Genomic DNA, 16,748 nt, shown 5'->3' on the forward strand with positions numbered 1-16,748 from the left:
GGCCCGAGGTCATGGCGAGCGACGCGGACGACGGAGGCGTTGCGAGGGCCGCGGCGGGCGAGGGCGGAGGATGTTCTTCGGGACATGTCTCGGAGAGCCGGGGGTCCGGGGCGGCGCGGGAAGCGGGCGATGTGGCCGCAGGTCCTTTGGGGCATGTCCTGACGGACCGGCGGACCGGGGGGGCGTGGAACGCGGGCGACCAGGTCAGTCCTTTGGGGCATGTCCCGACGGACAGCCAGGACGTCGATCCCCTGGTGTCGCCGGCGGCCGGGCGCCTCGCCAGGGCGCTGCTGTACGGACCGGCGCTGGCGTGGACGCTCGCGGCGGCGGCCGGGCTCGCGTGGGCGGGCGCGCGGGCGGACGCGTGGGGACCGGCGCCTCGCCGCGGCGCGGCCGTGGTCGGCTCCGAGGCGTGTCGCGCGTGCCATCCGACCCAGCACGCCAGCTGGTCGGCGACCTACCACCGCACGATGACGCAGCGCGCCGAGGGCGAGGCCGTGCTGGCGCCGTTCGCCGGCGAGCACGTCGACCACCTCGGCTTCCGCGCGACCATGACGCGCAGCGCCGAGGGTCGCCCGCACGTGCGCGTGGCGCCGCTCGACGACGAGGGCCGCGAGGCGGGGGAGCCGCTGCTCGACGTCGACGTCGTCATGACCGTCGGCAGCCACCGCTACCAGCAATACCTGGCGCGGCTCGACCGCGGCGGCGGACCGGGCGAGGTGTGGCGCCTGCCGGTGGCCTGGCACGTCGCCACGGCGCGGTGGATCCCGATGAACGCGGCGTTCCTCGAGCCGGAGGGCGCGCGCGGGGACGCCGAGGCGTACCTGCGCCACCTCAGCCGCTGGAACGACAACTGCGTGCTGTGCCACAACACCGAGCCGCGGCCGGGGATGTCGCAAGAGACAGGTGATGCGCCGCGCTTCGACACCACCGTGGGCGAGCTCGGGATCGCCTGCGAGGCCTGCCACGGGCCGGCGGGCGCGCACCTGCAGCGGCACGCAGATCCGTTCCGGCGGCTGCTGGCCGGCGGGGCGGGGGACGGATCGATCGCGCACCCCGGGCGGCTGGTGACGCGCGACGAGAGCGGGGTGTGCGGGCGCTGCCACGGCAACCGGATCAGCGCCGACGTCGCCGCGGTGCTGCGCGAGGGCGACGGGTTCTTGCCCGGCACCGACCTCGCCGCGGTGTCGCGCCCGATCTTCCGCGAGGCGACGGTGGGCGGCGAGGCGCTGTTCGCCGAGCGCTTCTGGCCCGACGGGACGCCGCGCCTGTCGGCCTACGAGTACCAGGGCCTGCTGCTGTCGCCCTGCCACCAGGACGGCGGCTCGGGCGGGCTCGGCTGCGACGACTGCCACGCGATGCACGGCGACCGCCCCGACATGCAGGTCCGGGCCGATCGCTCGGGTTCGCGGGCGTGTACTTCGTGCCATGTCCTCGAGGACCTGTCCGGAGGAACACTGCACGGCGGACATGGCGAAACAGTCACGTGCCAGGGCTGCCACACGCCGCGGATCACCTACGGCCTGCTCGAGGGGATGATCGGCCACCGGATCGCGGTGCCGCGGCCGCAGGCGTGGGTCGGGCGCCACGACCAGCCGGACGCGTGCACACAGTGCCACGTCGACCGCAGCCGGACGTGGGCCGCCGAGGCCCTGCCGCGGCTCGGGTTCCCGGCGCCCGGTCCGCTGCCGCCGGCGGCGCCCGACGAGGCGTGGGGCTCGCGCGTGCAGCTAGACCTGGTCGGCGGCGATCCGCTGCAGCGGGTGCTGGCGATCCACGCGCTGACGCGGCCCGAGGTGCCGGTCGCGGCGGGACCGCGGCGGGCCTGGATCACCGACGCCCTCGACGACGAGTACCCCGCGGTCCGCTGGTTCGCCTGGCGAGCGCTGCGGCAGCTGGCGGAGCCGGACCAGCTCGCGCAGGTCGACGCCTACGACCCGCACGCCGACGCCGAGCGCCGGCTCCTTGCCGCCGACGCCCTGCGCGCGGCGTTCGGCGGCGGGCCGTTCACGCCGGAGCAACGCGAGGCCCTCGAGGCCAGGCGCGAGCGCACGGTGCTGTGGATCGGCGAGTGAGAAATCGACCCGGGTAGCGCGTTCGCGGCCCGACGCGCGCACGGGGGTTCGGAGAGAGTCGGGACTCGTTTGCGGCGAGCGAGGCGCGACGGGGCGGCGCGCCGGTCCATGGCCCGGCGACGGAAGATTTGGCGGGCGAGCGGTCCTGGGGCTAGATTCGCCCCGTGCGCGCCGAACGGCACCACCGGCTCTCGCTCGCGTTGCTGGCGATCTTCCTGGCCTCGGGACTGTGGCTCGAGGCGATGATCGGCCTGCGCGCGGGCGGCTGGGTCGACGACCCGCTGCGACGCGAGTTCCTCCGCCTCGGCCACGCGCACGGCGGGATCCTCGCGCTGGTCAACCTGGCGATCGCCTGGTCGATCGGACAGCTCGCCACCCCCGAGGTGTGGGCCGCGAAGATCCGCGTGGCGGCGCTGCTCGGCGCGCTGCTCGTCGGCGCGGGTTTCATGGCCGGCGGGCTCACCCACGGGCCGACCGACCCGGGGCCGCCGATTCTCGTGGTGCCGGCAGGGGCGTTGCTGACGCTCGCGGCGGTGGTAGCGACGGCGATGGTGCGGCCGACCGATCGTGCGCCGGGGAGCTGAGCCCGTCGTGAGCGAGGACGGCTACGAGCGCGAGCCGCTCATCCTGAATCCGTGGCCTCGCTGGGTCGGTGATGCGCACGGCAGCTGGGCGAGGCGCTTCACCTTCGTGTTCGTCGCGCCGGTCGCAGCGGAGGCGCTCGCGGCCGTGGACGTCGATCAGCCGGACCTGACGGTCCGACTGGCGCGCGGCGCGGCGCCTTGCGAGCTCCAGCTGGTGGCGACGACCTGCGCGAACCCGCGGTCGGACGCGGTCTTCTTCTTCCAGTTCCACGACCTCTTCGCGCGGCTCGAACAGATTTTCGGCCGGATCGAGACGATCGAGGGCCAGGCGCGGCAGCTGTGGCGGCCGTTCCGGGAGTGAGGGGACAAGATCATGTCTCCAAGAACATGCGTTAAAAAGCATGCTCTGAGGGACATGTCCCTGGAGACCGCCGCTCGCGTGGGGCGGCTTCAGGGGGGATCGCCGGGCGTCGGGTACTTCGCGCCCTCGACCGTGATCAGGCGGACGCGCTCGGGCGAGCATTGCCGCGGGCAAGCGAGCGGCGACACCTCGCCGCAGCAGGGCAAACCCATGAGCGCGGAGACTTCGCGGGTGACCTCGGCGACTGTGGCGTCGGGCCGGACGCGAAGGGCGGGATCGGACGTGTCGGCCCAGGTGACGGGCAGGGCGGCGAACGGTTGAAAGAGGTCGCCAGTGGCGACGACGAGCCGCAGGGAGTCGTTGCCGAGCGCCACCGCCCGCGCGATGTGCAGGAGCACGGTCCCGGAGGTCGAGGCGTCGGCGAACAGCGCCACGTCGACCGAGTCCGGTTGCGCCAGCATGTCGACGACCTTGTTCCACCACCCCGGTTCGCGGACATCGGCGACGAGTTGCCCGTCGGCGCGGATCTCCCCGTCATGGAGGTACCAGTCGAACGTGCCGCTGGTGATCGAGACGGCGTGCGAGCCCGCGACGCGCGGCAGCTCGAGGCCGGCCGGCATGTCCTTGACGAGCGACCAGCCGGGCCAGGACAGCAGGGCGCGCATCAATCCGCGCGTGGTGTCGGCGGACACGCCCGATTCCCGCAGCCAGGGGTAGAGCGTCCAGGTGATGAGCGTGTGGCCCGAGACCATGCGGCCCTCGTGCGCGGTCAGGACGGCGAGTCGATCGAGGTCGCAGTCTTCGTACAGCTTCGCCTTGAGCTCTCGGCTCAGCCCCAGCGCCGCGAGCTCGCGGCCGGACGGGCACACCTCGCGCCACAGCCGCTCGAACTCCGCGTCCTCGGCGGGCAACGGGTAGATGCGCGGCGGGTCCTGCTGGAGGTCGCGGAGGAAGCCGAGGTGCGACGTCACGGTCAGGGAGGTGGGGGCCGGGCAAGCGCGAAGAATCGCGCGCGCGGCCTCGACCGGGCGCTGCGGGGGCGCGGTGGACTCCAGCTGCGCCACCGCCGTCGCCAGGGCGGCCTCGTCGCACGGTGGACGGTCGGGACCGCAAGCGACGCCGAGCGCAGCGCCGGCGACGAGGCTCAGGAGCGCGCCCGCGGACCTACGTACCATCAAGACACATCCTAGCACGGAGCGCGGGCGCGGCGACACCCGCGCTCGCAGATCGAAGAGCGACCGGAGATGTCGCTTCGGACATGTCGATTTAAACATGCTCGATCGAGCATGTCTCTTCGACCCAGTAAAAACGGCCGGACCCGCAGGGCCCGGCCGTCTCACGCGCCGACGCCGATCAGGACGGCTCGGCGACCAGGCCGCCCGGGGGGACAGGGGCCGGCTTGCGGCTCGGCTCGCTGGCGGGGACCGGCGCGCTGTTGCGGGCGCGGATCGGCGGCAGCGGGCGGCCATCGATGACGGTGGCGACTTCGACGGCCGACAGCACCTCGCGCTCGAACAGGGCGCGGGCCAGGCGCTGGAGCGCTTCGGCCCTGGTGGTGAGGAGCTCCTTGGCGAGCGTGTACTGGCGGGTGACGATGTCGTGGATCGTGCGGTCGATCGCCTGGGCGGTCGACTCCGAGTAGTTGGGCGACTGCTGGATCTCGCGGCCGAGGAAGGGCTGGCTCTCGGCCTTGGTGTAGGCGACCGGGCCGAGCTCGTCGCTCATGCCCCACTCGCACACCATCTTGCGGGCGAGGGCGGTGGCGCGCTCGATGTCGTTGCTGGCGCCGGTGGTCTTCTGGCCGTTGAACGCGATCTCTTCGGCGATCCGGCCGGCCATGAGGATGGCGATCTGGGCCAGGGCCTGCTCGCGGTCGAGGCTGTAGCGGTCCTCCTCGGGCAGCTGCTGGGTGACGCCGAGGGCGCGGCCGCGGGGGATGATCGTGACCTTGTGGATCGGGTCGACGTGCTCCTTGGGCAGGCTCATCGCCACGAGGGTGTGGCCAGCCTCGTGCCACGCGGTGGTCCAGCGCTCCTTCTCGGAGATGATGGCGCTCTTGCGCTCGGAGCCCATCAGGACCTTGTCCTTGGCGCGGTCGAAGTCGTCCTCGTGGACGCGGTCGCGGCCGTTGCGGGCGGCCATCAGCGCGGCCTCGTTGACGAGGTTCTCGAGGTCGGCGCCGGAGAAGCCGGGGGTGCCGCGGGCGATCAGGCTGACGTCGACGGTGTCGTCGACCGGGACCTTGCGGGTGTGGACCTTGAGGATCGCCTCGCGGCCGCGCACGTCGGGCAGACCGACGATGATCCGGCGGTCGAAGCGGCCGGGGCGGAGCAGGGCGGGGTCGAGGACGTCGGGGCGGTTGGTGGCGGCGACGAGGATGACGCCGTCGTTCGACTCGAAGCCGTCCATCTCGACGAGCAGCTGGTTCAAGGTCTGCTCGCGCTCGTCGTGACCGCCGCCGAGGCCGGTGCCGCGGTGGCGACCGACGGCGTCGATCTCGTCGATGAAGATGATGCAGGGGGCGTTCTTCTTGCCCTGCTCGAACAGGTCGCGCACGCGCGAGGCGCCGACGCCGACGAACATCTCGACGAAGTCGGAGCCGCTGATGCTGAAGAACGCGACGCCGGCCTCGCCCGCGATGGCCTTGGCGAGCAGGGTCTTGCCGGTGCCCGGAGGGCCCATCAGCAGCACGCCCTTGGGGATCCGGCCGCCGACGCGCAGGTACTTCCGCGTGTCGCGGAGGAAGTCGATGATCTCCTCGACGTCCTCGCGGGCCTCGTCGACGCCGGCGACGTCCTTGAAGGTGACCTTGTTCTGGTGCTCGTTGAGCAGGCGCGCCTTGCTCTTGCCGAAGTTCATCGCCCGCCCGCCGCCGGCCTGCATCTGGCGCATGAACACGACCATCAGCACGACGATGAAGATCAGCGGGAGGTACATCAGCGCGAACTGCAGCAGCGCGCTGTCCTCCTCCGGCTCGACGCGGTAGTCGATCTGCTTCTCGCTCAGCTTCTGGTACAGGTTCTCGGCGACGGGGCCGGTGGCCTGGTAGGTCTTGCCGTCGAGGTCGTACGAGATGTCGACGTAGCTCGGGTGGACCGCGATCACCATGTTCGAGCTGTGCTTGAGCGACCCCCAGTCGCGGTCGACGGTCTCGACGAACTTCGCGTACGAGATGTTGACCACCTCGTGGCTGGTGTTGAACATGTTGGCCAGCGCGAGCACGCCTACGATCAGGCCGAGCCACACCAGGAGGGTCTTCGTCTGCTGTTTCACGGTGAGAAGGTTCCAGAGCCGCGCCTGGAGCTTTGCGAGCATAGCGGAAGACGGATCGCCCGGCCAGCCGCGGGGGTCCGGATCGCGCACGTTCACCGCTCTGCTCGCCGCCAGGGCCGGCGCACCACGGCTACGAGCCCGGGATCTCCGCGCCGGGAGCGGCTCGCGCGAGCGTGAGACCTTGGCGGTCCAGGCGCACGCGCAGGTCGGGACGCAGGTGCCAAACATGGGGCCGGAGCACCGCTTCCGTGCCCCCGAGCGCTGCGGCGCGCGCCATCACGGCGCGGTCGATGTCCTCGATCACGGCCGCTCGCAGCGCCCGGAGGTCGGCGCCCCCGAGGTCGCAGATCCGGCGCAGGAGCCGGGTCCGCACCGCCCGCGGCAGGCGGTGCAGGTCGTCGGTCGACCAGCACGCGGCCGGGCCTCGCCGGCGCGCGGCCTCCTCGCGCTCCGCCCAGCCGGCGAGCGCCTCCTCCGCGTCGCCCGCGTGTGTGGCGAGACACACGAGCGCCGCCTCGACGCGGGGGTTGTAAGCCCGCAGCTCCGGCAGCACGCGCTCGCGCACCCGCACGCGCGGCTGCTCCTCGTCGAAGTTGGTGGGGTCGTCGAAGTAGGGCAGGTCCATGCGCTCGCACAGCGCCCGGGTGGCCGCGCGCGGCAGCTCCAGCAGCGGCCGCAGCCACGGCGCTTCCCACGGCCGCATCGCCGCCAAGCCCTCGAGGCCGCAGCCGCGGGCCGCGTGCATGAGCAAGGTCTCGGCCTGATCCGTGGCCGTGTGACCCAGCGCGATCGCCTCGCACGCGTGCGCCGATGCGAACGCACACAATGCGGCCCGTCGCGCCTCGCGGGCCCGCGCCGGCAGACCCGAACCTGGCGTCAAGGACAGGCGCGTCGAGATCGAGGGAAGGCCGCGCTGTGCGGCCGATCGCGCGACCGCCGCGGCCTCGTCGGCGGATTCGCGGCGCAAGCCGTGGTCGACGTGGGCGACGATCAGCGCGAGCGCCTCGTCGCGGGCGAGGAGGTGGAGCAGGCCGACGAGCGCGGTCGAGTCGGCGCCGCCGGAGCAGGCGACGAGGAGCCGCCGCGGTGAGCCGGCGGCGCGGAGGCTGCGGCGGACCAGGCCGAGAGCGCTGGCGATGGTCGGGTGGCGGGGTGGCACTCGCGTGCGGCGATGATACCTTCCCGCCGATGACCTCGCCCGCAGAGCTCTCCCGCGCCGGCCAAGACATCGCCAGCGTGCAGCGCGATCCGCTCGCGCTCGAGCAGCGCGACGACCTCGCCGAGTTCGTCCCGCGGCTCCCGCCGACCGCGTTCGTGCAGATCGCCCGCGGGCTGCGCGACGAGGACCGCCTCGACCTGGTGCTGCCGCACGCGTCGCCCGAACAATTGACGGCGCTGCTCGACCTCGACGGCTGGTCGCGCGATCGGATCGCGGTCGACAAGGCGCGAGGGTGGCTGGTGGCGATCGCCGACGCGTATGTGGCGGCCGGCAAGCCGCGCGGGCAGCTGCGCACGCTCATCGACGAGATGGACCCGGAGATGTGGACGATGGCGCTGCTGCCCGGGACGGCGGTCTACGAGCTCGATCCCGACGACGTCGAGCAGCGCGAGCAGGCGCTGGCGGCCGTCGACGAGCTTTACTCGTACGAGACGCCGGAGGGCGGCTTCATCGTCGCGGTGCCCGACAACGAGCTGGGACACATGGTCATCCACGTGCTCGAGCGGGTCTACGCCGACGACCTGCAGACGGGGCGGCAGCTGACGCTGTCGATGCGCGGGGCGCTGACGGCCCAGATCGAGGAAGATTTGCTGCGCTGGCGCAGCGGTCGCCTCGCCGACCTCGGCTTCGTCGACTGGGAAGAGGCGATGAAGCTGTTTCGTCCGCTCGACGCCAAGTCGGCGCGCGAGGTGGCGGCGCCGCCGGCGGCCACCGTGGTCGCGCGCGAGGGCGAGGCGCTGCCGGTGGCGTTCCCGTCGCCGTCGGCGGGGCTGCTCCGCCGGGTGCTCGGCGGCCTGGCTGCGGGCGAGCAGGGCGTGCGGGCGCGCGAGTTCACCTTGCTGGTCAACGAGCTGATGTCGGCCCAGCGCAGCGAGCCGGGCGACGCGAAGGCGCAGGAGCGGGCGTTCCACCAGGCCGAGGCGACGGTCAGCCTCGGCCTCGAGGTGCTGCTCGTCGGCCTCGGTCTGCCGCCGGCGGAGGTCGACGCGTTCCTGGCCGGCAGGATCGCGGCGCTGGGCCTGCGCGGGGTGTTCCGCGTCGGCTACGGGCCGCTGGCGACCCTGCGCAAGACGGCGCTGGCGCTCCACCGCGAGGGCCGGGTGTCGTTGACGAAGATCGGGTCGCTGCTCGATCGCCCGTGGGGCCCCGCGCTCGAGGGCCTGTCGCGGTGGTTGCCCGAGCTGCCGATCGAGACGTCCGGCGCCGGCTTCCGGCCGATCGCGGGCCTGCGCGACGTGGCCCGCGCGACCGAGCTGCTGGCCCAGGCCGGCGCGCTGGCGGCGTTGACGTTCGACCCCCGCGGCTACGCGGTCGACCCGCAGTGGGTCAGCCGCGTCGACGAGCCGGATCGCCTGACGCTCGGCGACCTGGTGCGCACGTCGGCGCTCCGCCGGCAGCTGCCGGGGATGTCCGAAGAGACAGCCGCGGCGTTCGCCCCGGTCGACGCCGACGACCTGGCCTGGGCGGCCGATCACCTGCTGGTGAACGGGCGCCTGGCCCCGGCGCTGGCCGTCGACCTGCGCAAGCGCTGCCTGGCCATCGGCGCGCCCCAGCACGCGGAGGCGTTCGTGTCCGCCGTGCTGCTGCGGCTCGAGGTCGAGCTCGGGGCGCTCGAGCGCGACGAGGCGGGCGAGGTCGATCTGACGCGCGCAGGCGGGGTGATCACGCCGCAGCGGATCGGCGTGTGGCTGAAGACGGGCCTCAGCGCGACCTGAGGCGCGGGGTCCGCCGTTGGCGGCTGTAGGCCGCGCCGCGGCGGTCGGTTAATCACCGGCAGCGGCTCGGCGTGGGGTTCAAGACGGGCCTCAGCGCGACCTGAGGCGCGGCGCACAACGCCAGCGGCGGTAGGGTGCGCGGCGGCTGAGTTGGCCGTTGCGCGGTCTACAGCGGCCCGCTCCGGTGCGAGGGCCGTGAGGCGGACGAACGCGCCGGGGCGCTGCGGGGGAGGCCGCCGGCGTGGTCGCACTCGCGGCGTCTAGGCCCTGATGGCTCGACGTGCAGCGCTCGGACCGCCCGACGTAGTGCTCGAAGAGTCCCCGGGAACATGCGGTGAAGGACATGTTCATGGGATCATGCTCGAGAGGGCACGTTCGAAAGGACATGACCCTTCGAACATGCCCGGACAGCCAGGCGTCAGTCGGGCGAGACGGGGAAGTCGCGGACCCGCAGGGCGCGGCCGTCGGCGAGGACGAAGCCGACCTGGACGGCGGCGAAGCGGCCGATCTGGCGCAGCTCGGTCAGCAGCGGGCCGAGGTCGTCGCGGCTGTCGACGGGGATGCCGGCGATCTCCGACACGCGAGCGTTGCGCAGCAGCTCGCGGCCGCGGGAGCGCGAGATCGGGGCGTCGGGGCGCAGCTCCTTGACGATGGGCTCGCGCCGCGACTCGTCGAGGCGGAGGCCGAGCAGGGCGTCGGCGTCGATCAGGACCTGCTGGTCGGGCGGGGCGGGGGCGACCGGGATGTTGAAGGACAGGCGGTCCTTGCCGCGGACGACGGTGAGGCTCAGGACCTCGCCGGGCAACAGGCCGCGCACGGTGGAGACGAAGTGGTTGGCCAGGCGCAGCTGCGCTTCGGGACCTGTCCCGAAGGAGTCGAAGCGCTGGCCCTGGGCCTCGACGATCAGGTCGTCCTTGCGCAGGCCGGCGGCGTCGGCGGGGCGGCCGGGCAGCACGCGGCTGACGCGGAGGCCGTTCTGGTAGCCGAGGTCGCGGGCGGCGTCGTCGAGCTCGCCGTGCGGGGCGACCTCGGCGCCGACCTGGCCGGAGCGCGCGCCGTGGCCGGCGCGCAGGGCCTCGAGCAGGGCGGCGATGTAATCGATGGGGATGGCGAAGGCGATGCCCTGGGCGCGCTCGAGCGTGGCGGTGGTGATGCCGACGAGCTGGCCGCGGAGGTTGAAGATCGGGCCGCCCGAGTTGCCGAGGTTGATGGCGGCGTCGAGCTGGAGGAGCGGGGTCTGCCGGCTGCGCAGGAGGCCGGTGCGGCCGACCGCGGCGACGATGCCCTGGGCCACGCTGTGCTCGAGGCCGAGCGGGTTGCCGACGGCGAACACGGTCTCGCCGACGCGGAGCTCGTGCGAGCGGCCGCGCGAGGCGAACGCGAACTTCTCGGCGCTGTCGGCCGGGCGCAGGCGGAGGAGGGCGATGTCGCGGTCGCGGTCGGCGACCAGCAGCTCGGCCGGCAGCTCGCGGCCGTCGGCGAAGCGGGCGCGGATCGGCTGGGCGACCGCCGAGGCGTCGGTCACGCCGCCGAGCACGCGCTGCCGCGGGTCGCGGATCTGGCCGGCGACCACGTGGTAGTTGGTGAGGACCAGACCTGTCTCATCGACCAGGACGCCGGCGCCGAGAGCGTCGGTGCCGCTGAGGGTGACGACGGCGTCGCGTGTGCGCTCGACGGCGTCGACCAGGCTGGGGCCGCCGTCGCCGCGGACCTCGGGACAATCGCAGACGGCCGGCGGGGCGACGGGCGGCAGGGCGGGCACCGGGACGGGCGCGGGGACGTCGACCGGGGCCGGGGCGGCGACCGGCGGGGCGGTCTGGATCCCGACCAGCACCGCGACCCCGCCGAGCAGCACGCCGAGCACCGCGGCTCCGGCGGCGATCCACAGCGATTCACCGCGCGCAGGTCGCGGCTCGGGTCCCGGGGCAATCGTGGGCATCGTCGGGACAACCTAGCGCGTCCTCGCCGCATTCCCAAACGGCCGCCGCGGGCGGCGTCGCTGCGAGCGCGCGGCGATCGTTCTCGGGGGATCGTGCATGGCGCGGCCGGGCGGCAGTGCGATGGCCGACAGATGTCCGCGGCACGGCGTCGCGGGCGCGGATCTTGGCCCCGAATTGCGCCAAACTCGGGCGCGACGGGCCGAACCGCGCCCGCGTGAGAAAATGGCCGCCGGGCGCGCCGCGGCGAGGTGAGCCGCGCGCGCGTTTCTGGCATCCTCTCGCACCTGCGGCGCCGCGCCGCGCCGCCTGCCAATGACACCTCCGGCCACGCACGCAGCCCTGCAGTCCTCGCCCGCTACCCCAGGAACGGCGCTCGAGCAGGCCGTCGGCCTCGTCGCCGGCGAGCTGACCGAGGTAGAGGCGCGGCTCGAGCAACTGCTGCAGTCGTCGATCGCGATCATCCCCGAGCTCGGCGGTCAGCTCGCGTTCGCCGGCGGCAAGCGGTTCCGTCCGCTGGTGACGCTGCTGGCCGCGCGCGCGGTGGGCTTCATCGACCCGGTGCGGATCACGGTCGCGGCCGTCGGCGAGCTGCTGCACACGGCCACGCTGCTCCACGACGACGTCATCGACGCCGGCGAATTCCGCCGCGGGCGGCCAACGGCGCGCCTCCAGTACGGCAACGGCATGGCGGTGCTGACCGGCGACTTCTGCCTCGCGCGCGGGCTGCAGGCGATCGCCTACTCGGGCCGCCTGCACGCGGTGCAGACGCTGTCCGACGCGGTCACGCGGATGGCCGAGGGCGAGGTGGCGCAGCTGCAGATCGCCGGCGACGCGGCGCTCGACAAGGCCCGCTACTACCTCGTCATCGAGCGCAAGACGGCGGCGCTGATCGCCTGGTGCGCCAGCGTCGGCGGCCTGCCGGCGCCGGAGCGGTCGGCCTGGCTGCACCGCTACGGGCTCGAGATCGGCTACGCGTTCCAGATCGCCGACGACGTGCTCGACTACGCCGGCGCCCTCCACGACACCGGCAAGGCGCGCGGGCAGGACCTGCGCGACGGCAAGCTGACCTTGCCGCTGATCCTCGCCTGCGAGCGCGATCCGGGGCTCGGCCGCGCCGTCCAGCAGCTGCTCGCCCACGGGCCGCCGGTCGATCCCGCGGCCGCCGAGGCGATCGTCGCCCGCGTCGCCGCCTCGCCCGGGGTCGAGCTCGCCGCCCGCGCGGCCGAGGACCACGCCGAGACCGCCGTCGCCCAGCTGGCCGAGCTGCCGCCGTCGGCGGCCCGCGACGCCCTGGTCGAGCTCGCGCGCAGCGTGTCGCGCCGGGTCCGCTGAGCGGGGCCTGTCGCAACGTACATGTCGCAAAGTTCCTGTTCGCTCGCACCTGTCGCTTCCGCCCTGTCCCGACGTTCCTGTCCGAACCGACCTGCCCCGAGGACCCGATGACCCAGCCCGCCCCGCTCGCCGAGACCGTCGCCGCGATCGACGCCCACGGGACCCGCGTGCAAGGCATGTTCACCGACATCGCCCGCGGCTACGACCGCGCCAACCGGTGGATGAGCCTCGGCATCGACGCGCTGTGGCGCCGCCGCGCGGTCGCGGAGGTGCTGCCCGAAGGGACAGGCGAGGCCGGGGCGCGGCCGCGGATCCTCGACCTGTGCGCCGGCACGCTCGACTCGACGCTCGAGCTGCACCGCCGCTACCCGGAGGCCGACATCGTCGGCGGCGACTTCTCGGCCGGGATGCTCGCCGTCGGCGAGGCCAAGCTGCAGGGCGCGGCGCGGGCGCGGATCGTCGCCCGCCAGATGGACGCGCACGCGCTGCCGGAGCCCGACGCGACGTTCGACGCGGTGTTCTGCGCGTTCGGGGCCCGCAACCTCAGCGACCTCGAGGCCGCCACGCGCGAGCAGCTGCGGGTGCTGCGGCCCGGCGGTCGGCTGACGGTGCTCGAGTTCTTCCGCCCGCGCGGGCTGTTCTCGCGGGCGTTCCACGCCTGCTACAACCGCACCGTGCTGCCGGTGGTCGGCTGGGCGGCGACCGGCAACCTCGGGGCGTATCTCTACCTGCCGCGCAGCATCGGCGCCTTCGTGACGATCGAGGACTACTGCGCGCTGCTCGAGCGCGCCGGTCTGCGGGTGATCGGCCGCGAGCGCCTGTTCGGCGGGGTGGCCGGGATCGTCCGCGCCGAGCGGCCGCGAGGTGGGGCGTGAACGCGGCACGGCGCCCGGGCGTGCCGGTGATGCGCCGCCCGGCCGCGAGGTCGGGCGAAACGGCGGCGTGGCCTGCTGCGTGCGCGCCGCGTCCACCGCGGCTCGGAGGCGTTGTCTCGGGCTCGGGGCCCGTGGGAGGTGGCGCGTGAAGCTGGTCGTGATCGTCACGGGTGCGAGCGGGGCGATCTACGCCCGCCGGATGTTGCATGTCCTCGCGGACCTGTGCGCAGGGACATGGCCGAACGAACCTGCCCACAAGGACCTGCAGGTCGACTGGGTGGCGTCGGCGACCGCGCCGCAGGTGTGGCTGACGGAGCTCGGCGAGCCGATGCCGTCGGAGATCGGGGCGCCGGCGCTCGCGGTCGCGACCGGCGAGCCCGTCGAGGAGGACGCGGTCGGGCGCCCGCCGGCGCTCCCGAGCGCGGCGGCCGCGAGGCGAGAGTCGGGCGCGTCGCGGGCCAGCCCGGCGACCGAGGTGTTCGGCTCGAACGTGCTCGGGGGCCGGCTGCCGAGCCCGTCGGTCGCGCAGACGCTGCGCGGGCGCGGGGCCGAGTCCGAGCGGATGGTCAGCCAGATCCGCCGCTGGGACCGGCAGGACTTCTCCGCCCCGTTCGCGTCCGGTAGCAACGCCCCCGACGCGGTGCTGGTGATGCCGTGCTCGATGAGCGCGCTGAGCCGGGTGGCCCACGGCGGCGGCGACGACCTGGCGGCGCGCGCCTGCGAGGTCGCGCTCAAGGAGCGGCGGCGCCTGGTCCTGGTCGTGCGCGAGACGCCGCTGAGCCTGGTGCACCTGCGCAACATGGTCGCGGCGACCGAGGCCGGCGCGGTCGTCCTGCCCGCGGTCCCTTCCTTCTACGGCTCGATCCGCACCCTCGACGACGCGGTCGACACCGTGGTCGCCCGCGCCCTCGACCACGTCGGGCTCCACGTCGCGTTGACCCGCCGCTGGGGCGCCCCGGAGAGCCCATGACGCCCGCCGAGCTCGCGCGCCTGTTCGACCTGCCGGCCGAGGCCGGCTCGCGCGCCCAGGCCGCCCGCGCGGCCCACTTCGGCCGCCGCGTCCTCGTCCGCGGCGCGCCGCCGCACCCGCCGCCGGCCGTCGCGGCCCTGCTGCGCGCGGGGGCGCCGGCGCTGGTCGATCCGGCGAGCTGGTCCGAAGAGCATGTCTCGCGGGCCATGGCCGTCGGGGCAGGGTCTTCGGGGCAGGGCGATGCGGGCATGTCCATGGGGCCCGGTGCGAACGGGCAGGGCGCAAGCGCCATGTCCGAAGCGACAGGCGCGAACAGACAGGGCGCAAGCGCCATGTCCGAAGCGACAGGCGCGAACAGACAGGGCGCAAGCGCCATGTCCGAAGCGACAGGCGCGAACAGACAGGGCGCAAGCGCCATGTCCGAAGCGACAGGCGCGAGCGGGCAGGGCGCAAGCGCCATGTCCGAAGCGACAGGCGCGAACGGACAGGGCCTGCAGGACAGGAACTTTCAGGGAGATCACGGTGCCGCGAGCGCGGGGGCCGAGACGACCGGCACGCGTGCCGCCGGCGACGCGAGCGGCGACCCGGGCTGGCCTGAACCGGGCGCGCTGCGGGCCGGCGATCGCCTCGTGTTGCAGGTCGACCGCGCGCGGCTCGCCGCTTACTTCGCGTACCTGAGCCGCCTGGCCGCAGAGGCGCCCGAAGGGCTGGCGGTGGCGCCGTTCTGCGCCCTGGCGGGCGGGCTGATGCGCCTGCACCTGATCGCGGCGGCCCGCATCGCCCTGCCGGGGCGGGTGCGCGTGGAGGCCCGGCACGACCTCCTGGGCATCCGCCTGGCCCAGGTGGCGCTCGGCTTCGGCGCCGACACTCTGGCCGGCCCGCTGGCGGCGACCCGCAAGCTGCCGCTGGCGGGCGTGCCGCGGCCCGACGAGGCGACCCCAGCCGGCCTGGCCGCGCTGATCGAGCGGGCCGGGCTCGAACCTGTCCTTGACGACATGACCTCGGAGACATTGCCATGAGCGAAACCGCCGTCCGTCCGTCCGCCGCCGATCACGCCTCCGACGTCGTCGCCGCGCCGGCGGTCCACACCGGCGAGCGCGGCTTCGCCGAGATCGCGGCCAAGGTGCGCGCCGGGGTGCCGCTCGACCGCGACGACGGGGTGGCGCTGTACCGCCACCGCGACCTGCTGGCCCTCGGCGCGCTGGCCAACGAGGTCCGCGAGCGGCTCCACGGCGACCGCACCTACTTCAACGTCAACCTGCACATCAACCCGACCAACGTGTGCGAGGCGGACTGCAAGTTCTGCTCGTTCGCGCGGCTGACCCCGGATATGCCGCAGGCGTACACGATGACGGTCGAGCAGGTGCGGCAGAAGGTGATCGAGCGGGCGCACCAGCCGATCACCGAGGTCCACCTGGTCAACGGCCTCCACCCGGGGGTGCCGTTCTCGTACTACACGGACATCCTGCGCGGGCTCAAGGAGCTGCGCCCGGACGTGCACCTGAAGGCGTACACGGCGGTCGAGATCCACTACTTCGCCGAGAAGTACGGGATGACCTACGAGCAGGTGCTGCGCGCGCTGATCGAGGCGGGCCTCGGCAGCATGCCGGGCGGCGGCGCCGAGATCTTCGCCGACCGCGTGCGTCGCAAGATCTGCCGCGACAAGGCCGACGCGCGCCAGTGGCTCGAGGTCCATCGCACGGCCCACCGCCTCGGCCTGCGCACCAACTGCACGATGCTCTACGGGACCGTCGAGACGCTCGAGGAGCGCGTCGAGCACATGCTGGCGCTGCGCGAGCTGCAGGCCGAGACGGGCGGGTTCCAGACCTTCATCCCGCTGGCCTTCCACAACGAGCACAACGACTTCCGCAAGCTGCCCGAGCCGACCGGCGTCGACGACCTGCGCACCTACGCGGTCGGCCGCCTGATGCTGCACAACATCCCGCACATCAAGGCCTACTGGGTGATGATCGGGGTCAAGACGGCCCAGATCGCGCTCAGCTTCGGCGTCGACGACCTCGACGGCACGGTGCAGGAAGAGAAAATTTATCACATGGCCGGCGCCGACACGCCGATGGCCCTGGCCCGCGCCGAGCTGGTCCGGCTGATCCGCGAGGCGGGCCGCGTGGCCGTCGAACGCGACACGCTCTACGGGGTGCGCTGGGTCGACGACGGCGCGCCGCTGCCGGAGATCCGGATGGACGCGAGCGTGCCGTTCTCGGGCCACACCAGCCGCGTGCAGCTGCCCGTGGTGCGCTGAGGCGGGGCCTCGCGGGCCTCGCTCGGCGGCACGCTGGGCTGCGTCGTGGAGGATGGGCCGGGAGAGCGGGGGCCTGTAGAGCGTGACCAGGTACGCGCTGGCGCGCTGCGGGCCGCGTCTCGAGGACGCGCTGGCGCGTCGCGG

The 16,748-nt window shown here is 73.7% G+C and carries 13 protein-coding genes; 9 read left to right on the top strand and 4 right to left on the bottom strand.

Annotated elements, in window-relative coordinates:
• The first annotated feature begins 131 nt into the window (after window positions 1-131).
• From O0S08_RS21065 to O0S08_RS21075, 3 genes are all read left to right on the top strand, one after another.
• The gene (locus O0S08_RS21065) at window positions 132-2,075 is read left to right on the top strand and encodes a hypothetical protein (protein ID WP_269040993.1); all 1,944 of its coding nucleotides are present in this window, start codon (window positions 132-134) and stop codon (window positions 2,073-2,075) included.
• Window positions 2,076-2,239: 164 nt separating this feature from the next.
• A complete protein-coding gene (locus tag O0S08_RS21070) occupies window positions 2,240-2,659 on the top strand; it encodes a hypothetical protein (protein WP_269040994.1) in 420 nt (139 codons plus the stop codon).
• 7 nt (window positions 2,660-2,666) lie between these two features.
• Window positions 2,667-3,020: a hypothetical protein gene (locus tag O0S08_RS21075; RefSeq protein WP_269040995.1), complete on the top strand. Its 354-nt coding sequence runs from the start codon at window positions 2,667-2,669 to the stop codon at window positions 3,018-3,020.
• 89 nt (window positions 3,021-3,109) lie between these two features.
• Here the strand turns inward: O0S08_RS21075 and O0S08_RS21080 are convergent, their stop codons facing one another.
• The 3 genes from O0S08_RS21080 to tilS form a co-directional block, all read right to left on the bottom strand.
• Window positions 3,110-4,195 (bottom strand): hypothetical protein, encoded by a 1,086-nt coding sequence (locus tag O0S08_RS21080; RefSeq protein ID WP_269040996.1) that lies wholly within the window; start codon window positions 4,193-4,195, stop codon window positions 3,110-3,112.
• A gap of 178 nt (window positions 4,196-4,373) precedes the next feature.
• The gene (gene ftsH / locus O0S08_RS21085; protein WP_276082612.1) at window positions 4,374-6,293 is read right to left on the bottom strand and encodes an ATP-dependent zinc metalloprotease FtsH; all 1,920 of its coding nucleotides are present in this window, start codon (window positions 6,291-6,293) and stop codon (window positions 4,374-4,376) included.
• A 130-nt stretch (window positions 6,294-6,423) separates the two neighbouring features.
• Window positions 6,424-7,452, bottom strand: a complete 1,029-nt coding sequence (gene tilS / locus O0S08_RS21090; RefSeq protein ID WP_269040997.1) for a tRNA lysidine(34) synthetase TilS — start codon at window positions 7,450-7,452, stop codon at window positions 6,424-6,426.
• 29 nt (window positions 7,453-7,481) lie between these two features.
• On the opposite strand from tilS, the gene O0S08_RS21095 reads away from it, so the two are divergent.
• Window positions 7,482-9,227: a DUF6178 family protein gene (locus tag O0S08_RS21095; RefSeq protein ID WP_269040998.1), complete on the top strand. Its 1,746-nt coding sequence runs from the start codon at window positions 7,482-7,484 to the stop codon at window positions 9,225-9,227.
• A gap of 418 nt (window positions 9,228-9,645) precedes the next feature.
• Here the strand turns inward: O0S08_RS21095 and O0S08_RS21100 are convergent, their stop codons facing one another.
• Window positions 9,646-11,166: a S1C family serine protease gene (locus O0S08_RS21100; RefSeq protein ID WP_269040999.1), complete on the bottom strand. Its 1,521-nt coding sequence runs from the start codon at window positions 11,164-11,166 to the stop codon at window positions 9,646-9,648.
• 313 nt (window positions 11,167-11,479) lie between these two features.
• Here O0S08_RS21100 and O0S08_RS21105 point away from each other — a divergent pair, with 313 nt between their 5' ends.
• From O0S08_RS21105 to mqnE, 5 genes are all read left to right on the top strand, one after another.
• Window positions 11,480-12,499, top strand: a complete 1,020-nt coding sequence (locus O0S08_RS21105; protein WP_269041000.1) for a polyprenyl synthetase family protein — start codon at window positions 11,480-11,482, stop codon at window positions 12,497-12,499.
• Between the two features lie 107 nt (window positions 12,500-12,606).
• The gene (locus tag O0S08_RS21110; protein ID WP_269041001.1) at window positions 12,607-13,374 is read left to right on the top strand and encodes a ubiquinone/menaquinone biosynthesis methyltransferase; all 768 of its coding nucleotides are present in this window, start codon (window positions 12,607-12,609) and stop codon (window positions 13,372-13,374) included.
• Between the two features lie 145 nt (window positions 13,375-13,519).
• Window positions 13,520-14,344 carry a UbiX family flavin prenyltransferase gene (locus O0S08_RS21115; protein ID WP_269041002.1) on the top strand — a complete coding sequence of 275 codons (825 nt, stop codon included), beginning with the start codon at window positions 13,520-13,522 and terminating at the stop codon, window positions 14,342-14,344.
• A 458-nt stretch (window positions 14,345-14,802) separates the two neighbouring features.
• Window positions 14,803-15,363, top strand: coding sequence for a hypothetical protein (locus O0S08_RS21120; protein ID WP_269041003.1), 561 nt, complete (start codon window positions 14,803-14,805; stop codon window positions 15,361-15,363).
• Entirely contained in the window at window positions 15,360-16,604 is a 1,245-nt protein-coding gene (gene mqnE / locus O0S08_RS21125) for an aminofutalosine synthase MqnE (RefSeq protein WP_269041004.1), read from the top strand. The genes O0S08_RS21120 and mqnE overlap by 4 nt, the downstream gene beginning before the upstream one ends.
• Window positions 16,605-16,748 lie beyond the last annotated feature (144 nt).

This window comes from Nannocystis punicea (genome assembly GCF_026965555.1).
GTDB lineage: Bacteria > Myxococcota_A > Polyangia > Nannocystales > Nannocystaceae > Nannocystis > Nannocystis punicea.

What these genes read in the sequence shown, in the direction of transcription:
- O0S08_RS21080 (WP_269040996.1), bottom strand. Translation starts at nt 4,195, where the DNA reads ATGGTACGTAGGTCCGCGGGCGCGCTCCTGAGCCTCGTCGCCGGCGCT.
- O0S08_RS21095 (WP_269040998.1), top strand. Translation starts at nt 7,482, where the DNA reads ATGACCTCGCCCGCAGAGCTCTCCCGCGCCGGCCAAGACATCGCCAGC.
- O0S08_RS21100 (WP_269040999.1), bottom strand. Translation starts at nt 11,166, where the DNA reads ATGCCCACGATTGCCCCGGGACCCGAGCCGCGACCTGCGCGCGGTGAA.
- O0S08_RS21105 (WP_269041000.1), top strand. Translation starts at nt 11,480, where the DNA reads ATGACACCTCCGGCCACGCACGCAGCCCTGCAGTCCTCGCCCGCTACC.
- O0S08_RS21110 (WP_269041001.1), top strand. Translation starts at nt 12,607, where the DNA reads ATGACCCAGCCCGCCCCGCTCGCCGAGACCGTCGCCGCGATCGACGCC.
- O0S08_RS21120 (WP_269041003.1), top strand. Translation starts at nt 14,803, where the DNA reads ATGTCCGAAGCGACAGGCGCGAACGGACAGGGCCTGCAGGACAGGAAC.
- mqnE (WP_269041004.1), top strand. Translation starts at nt 15,360, where the DNA reads ATGAGCGAAACCGCCGTCCGTCCGTCCGCCGCCGATCACGCCTCCGAC.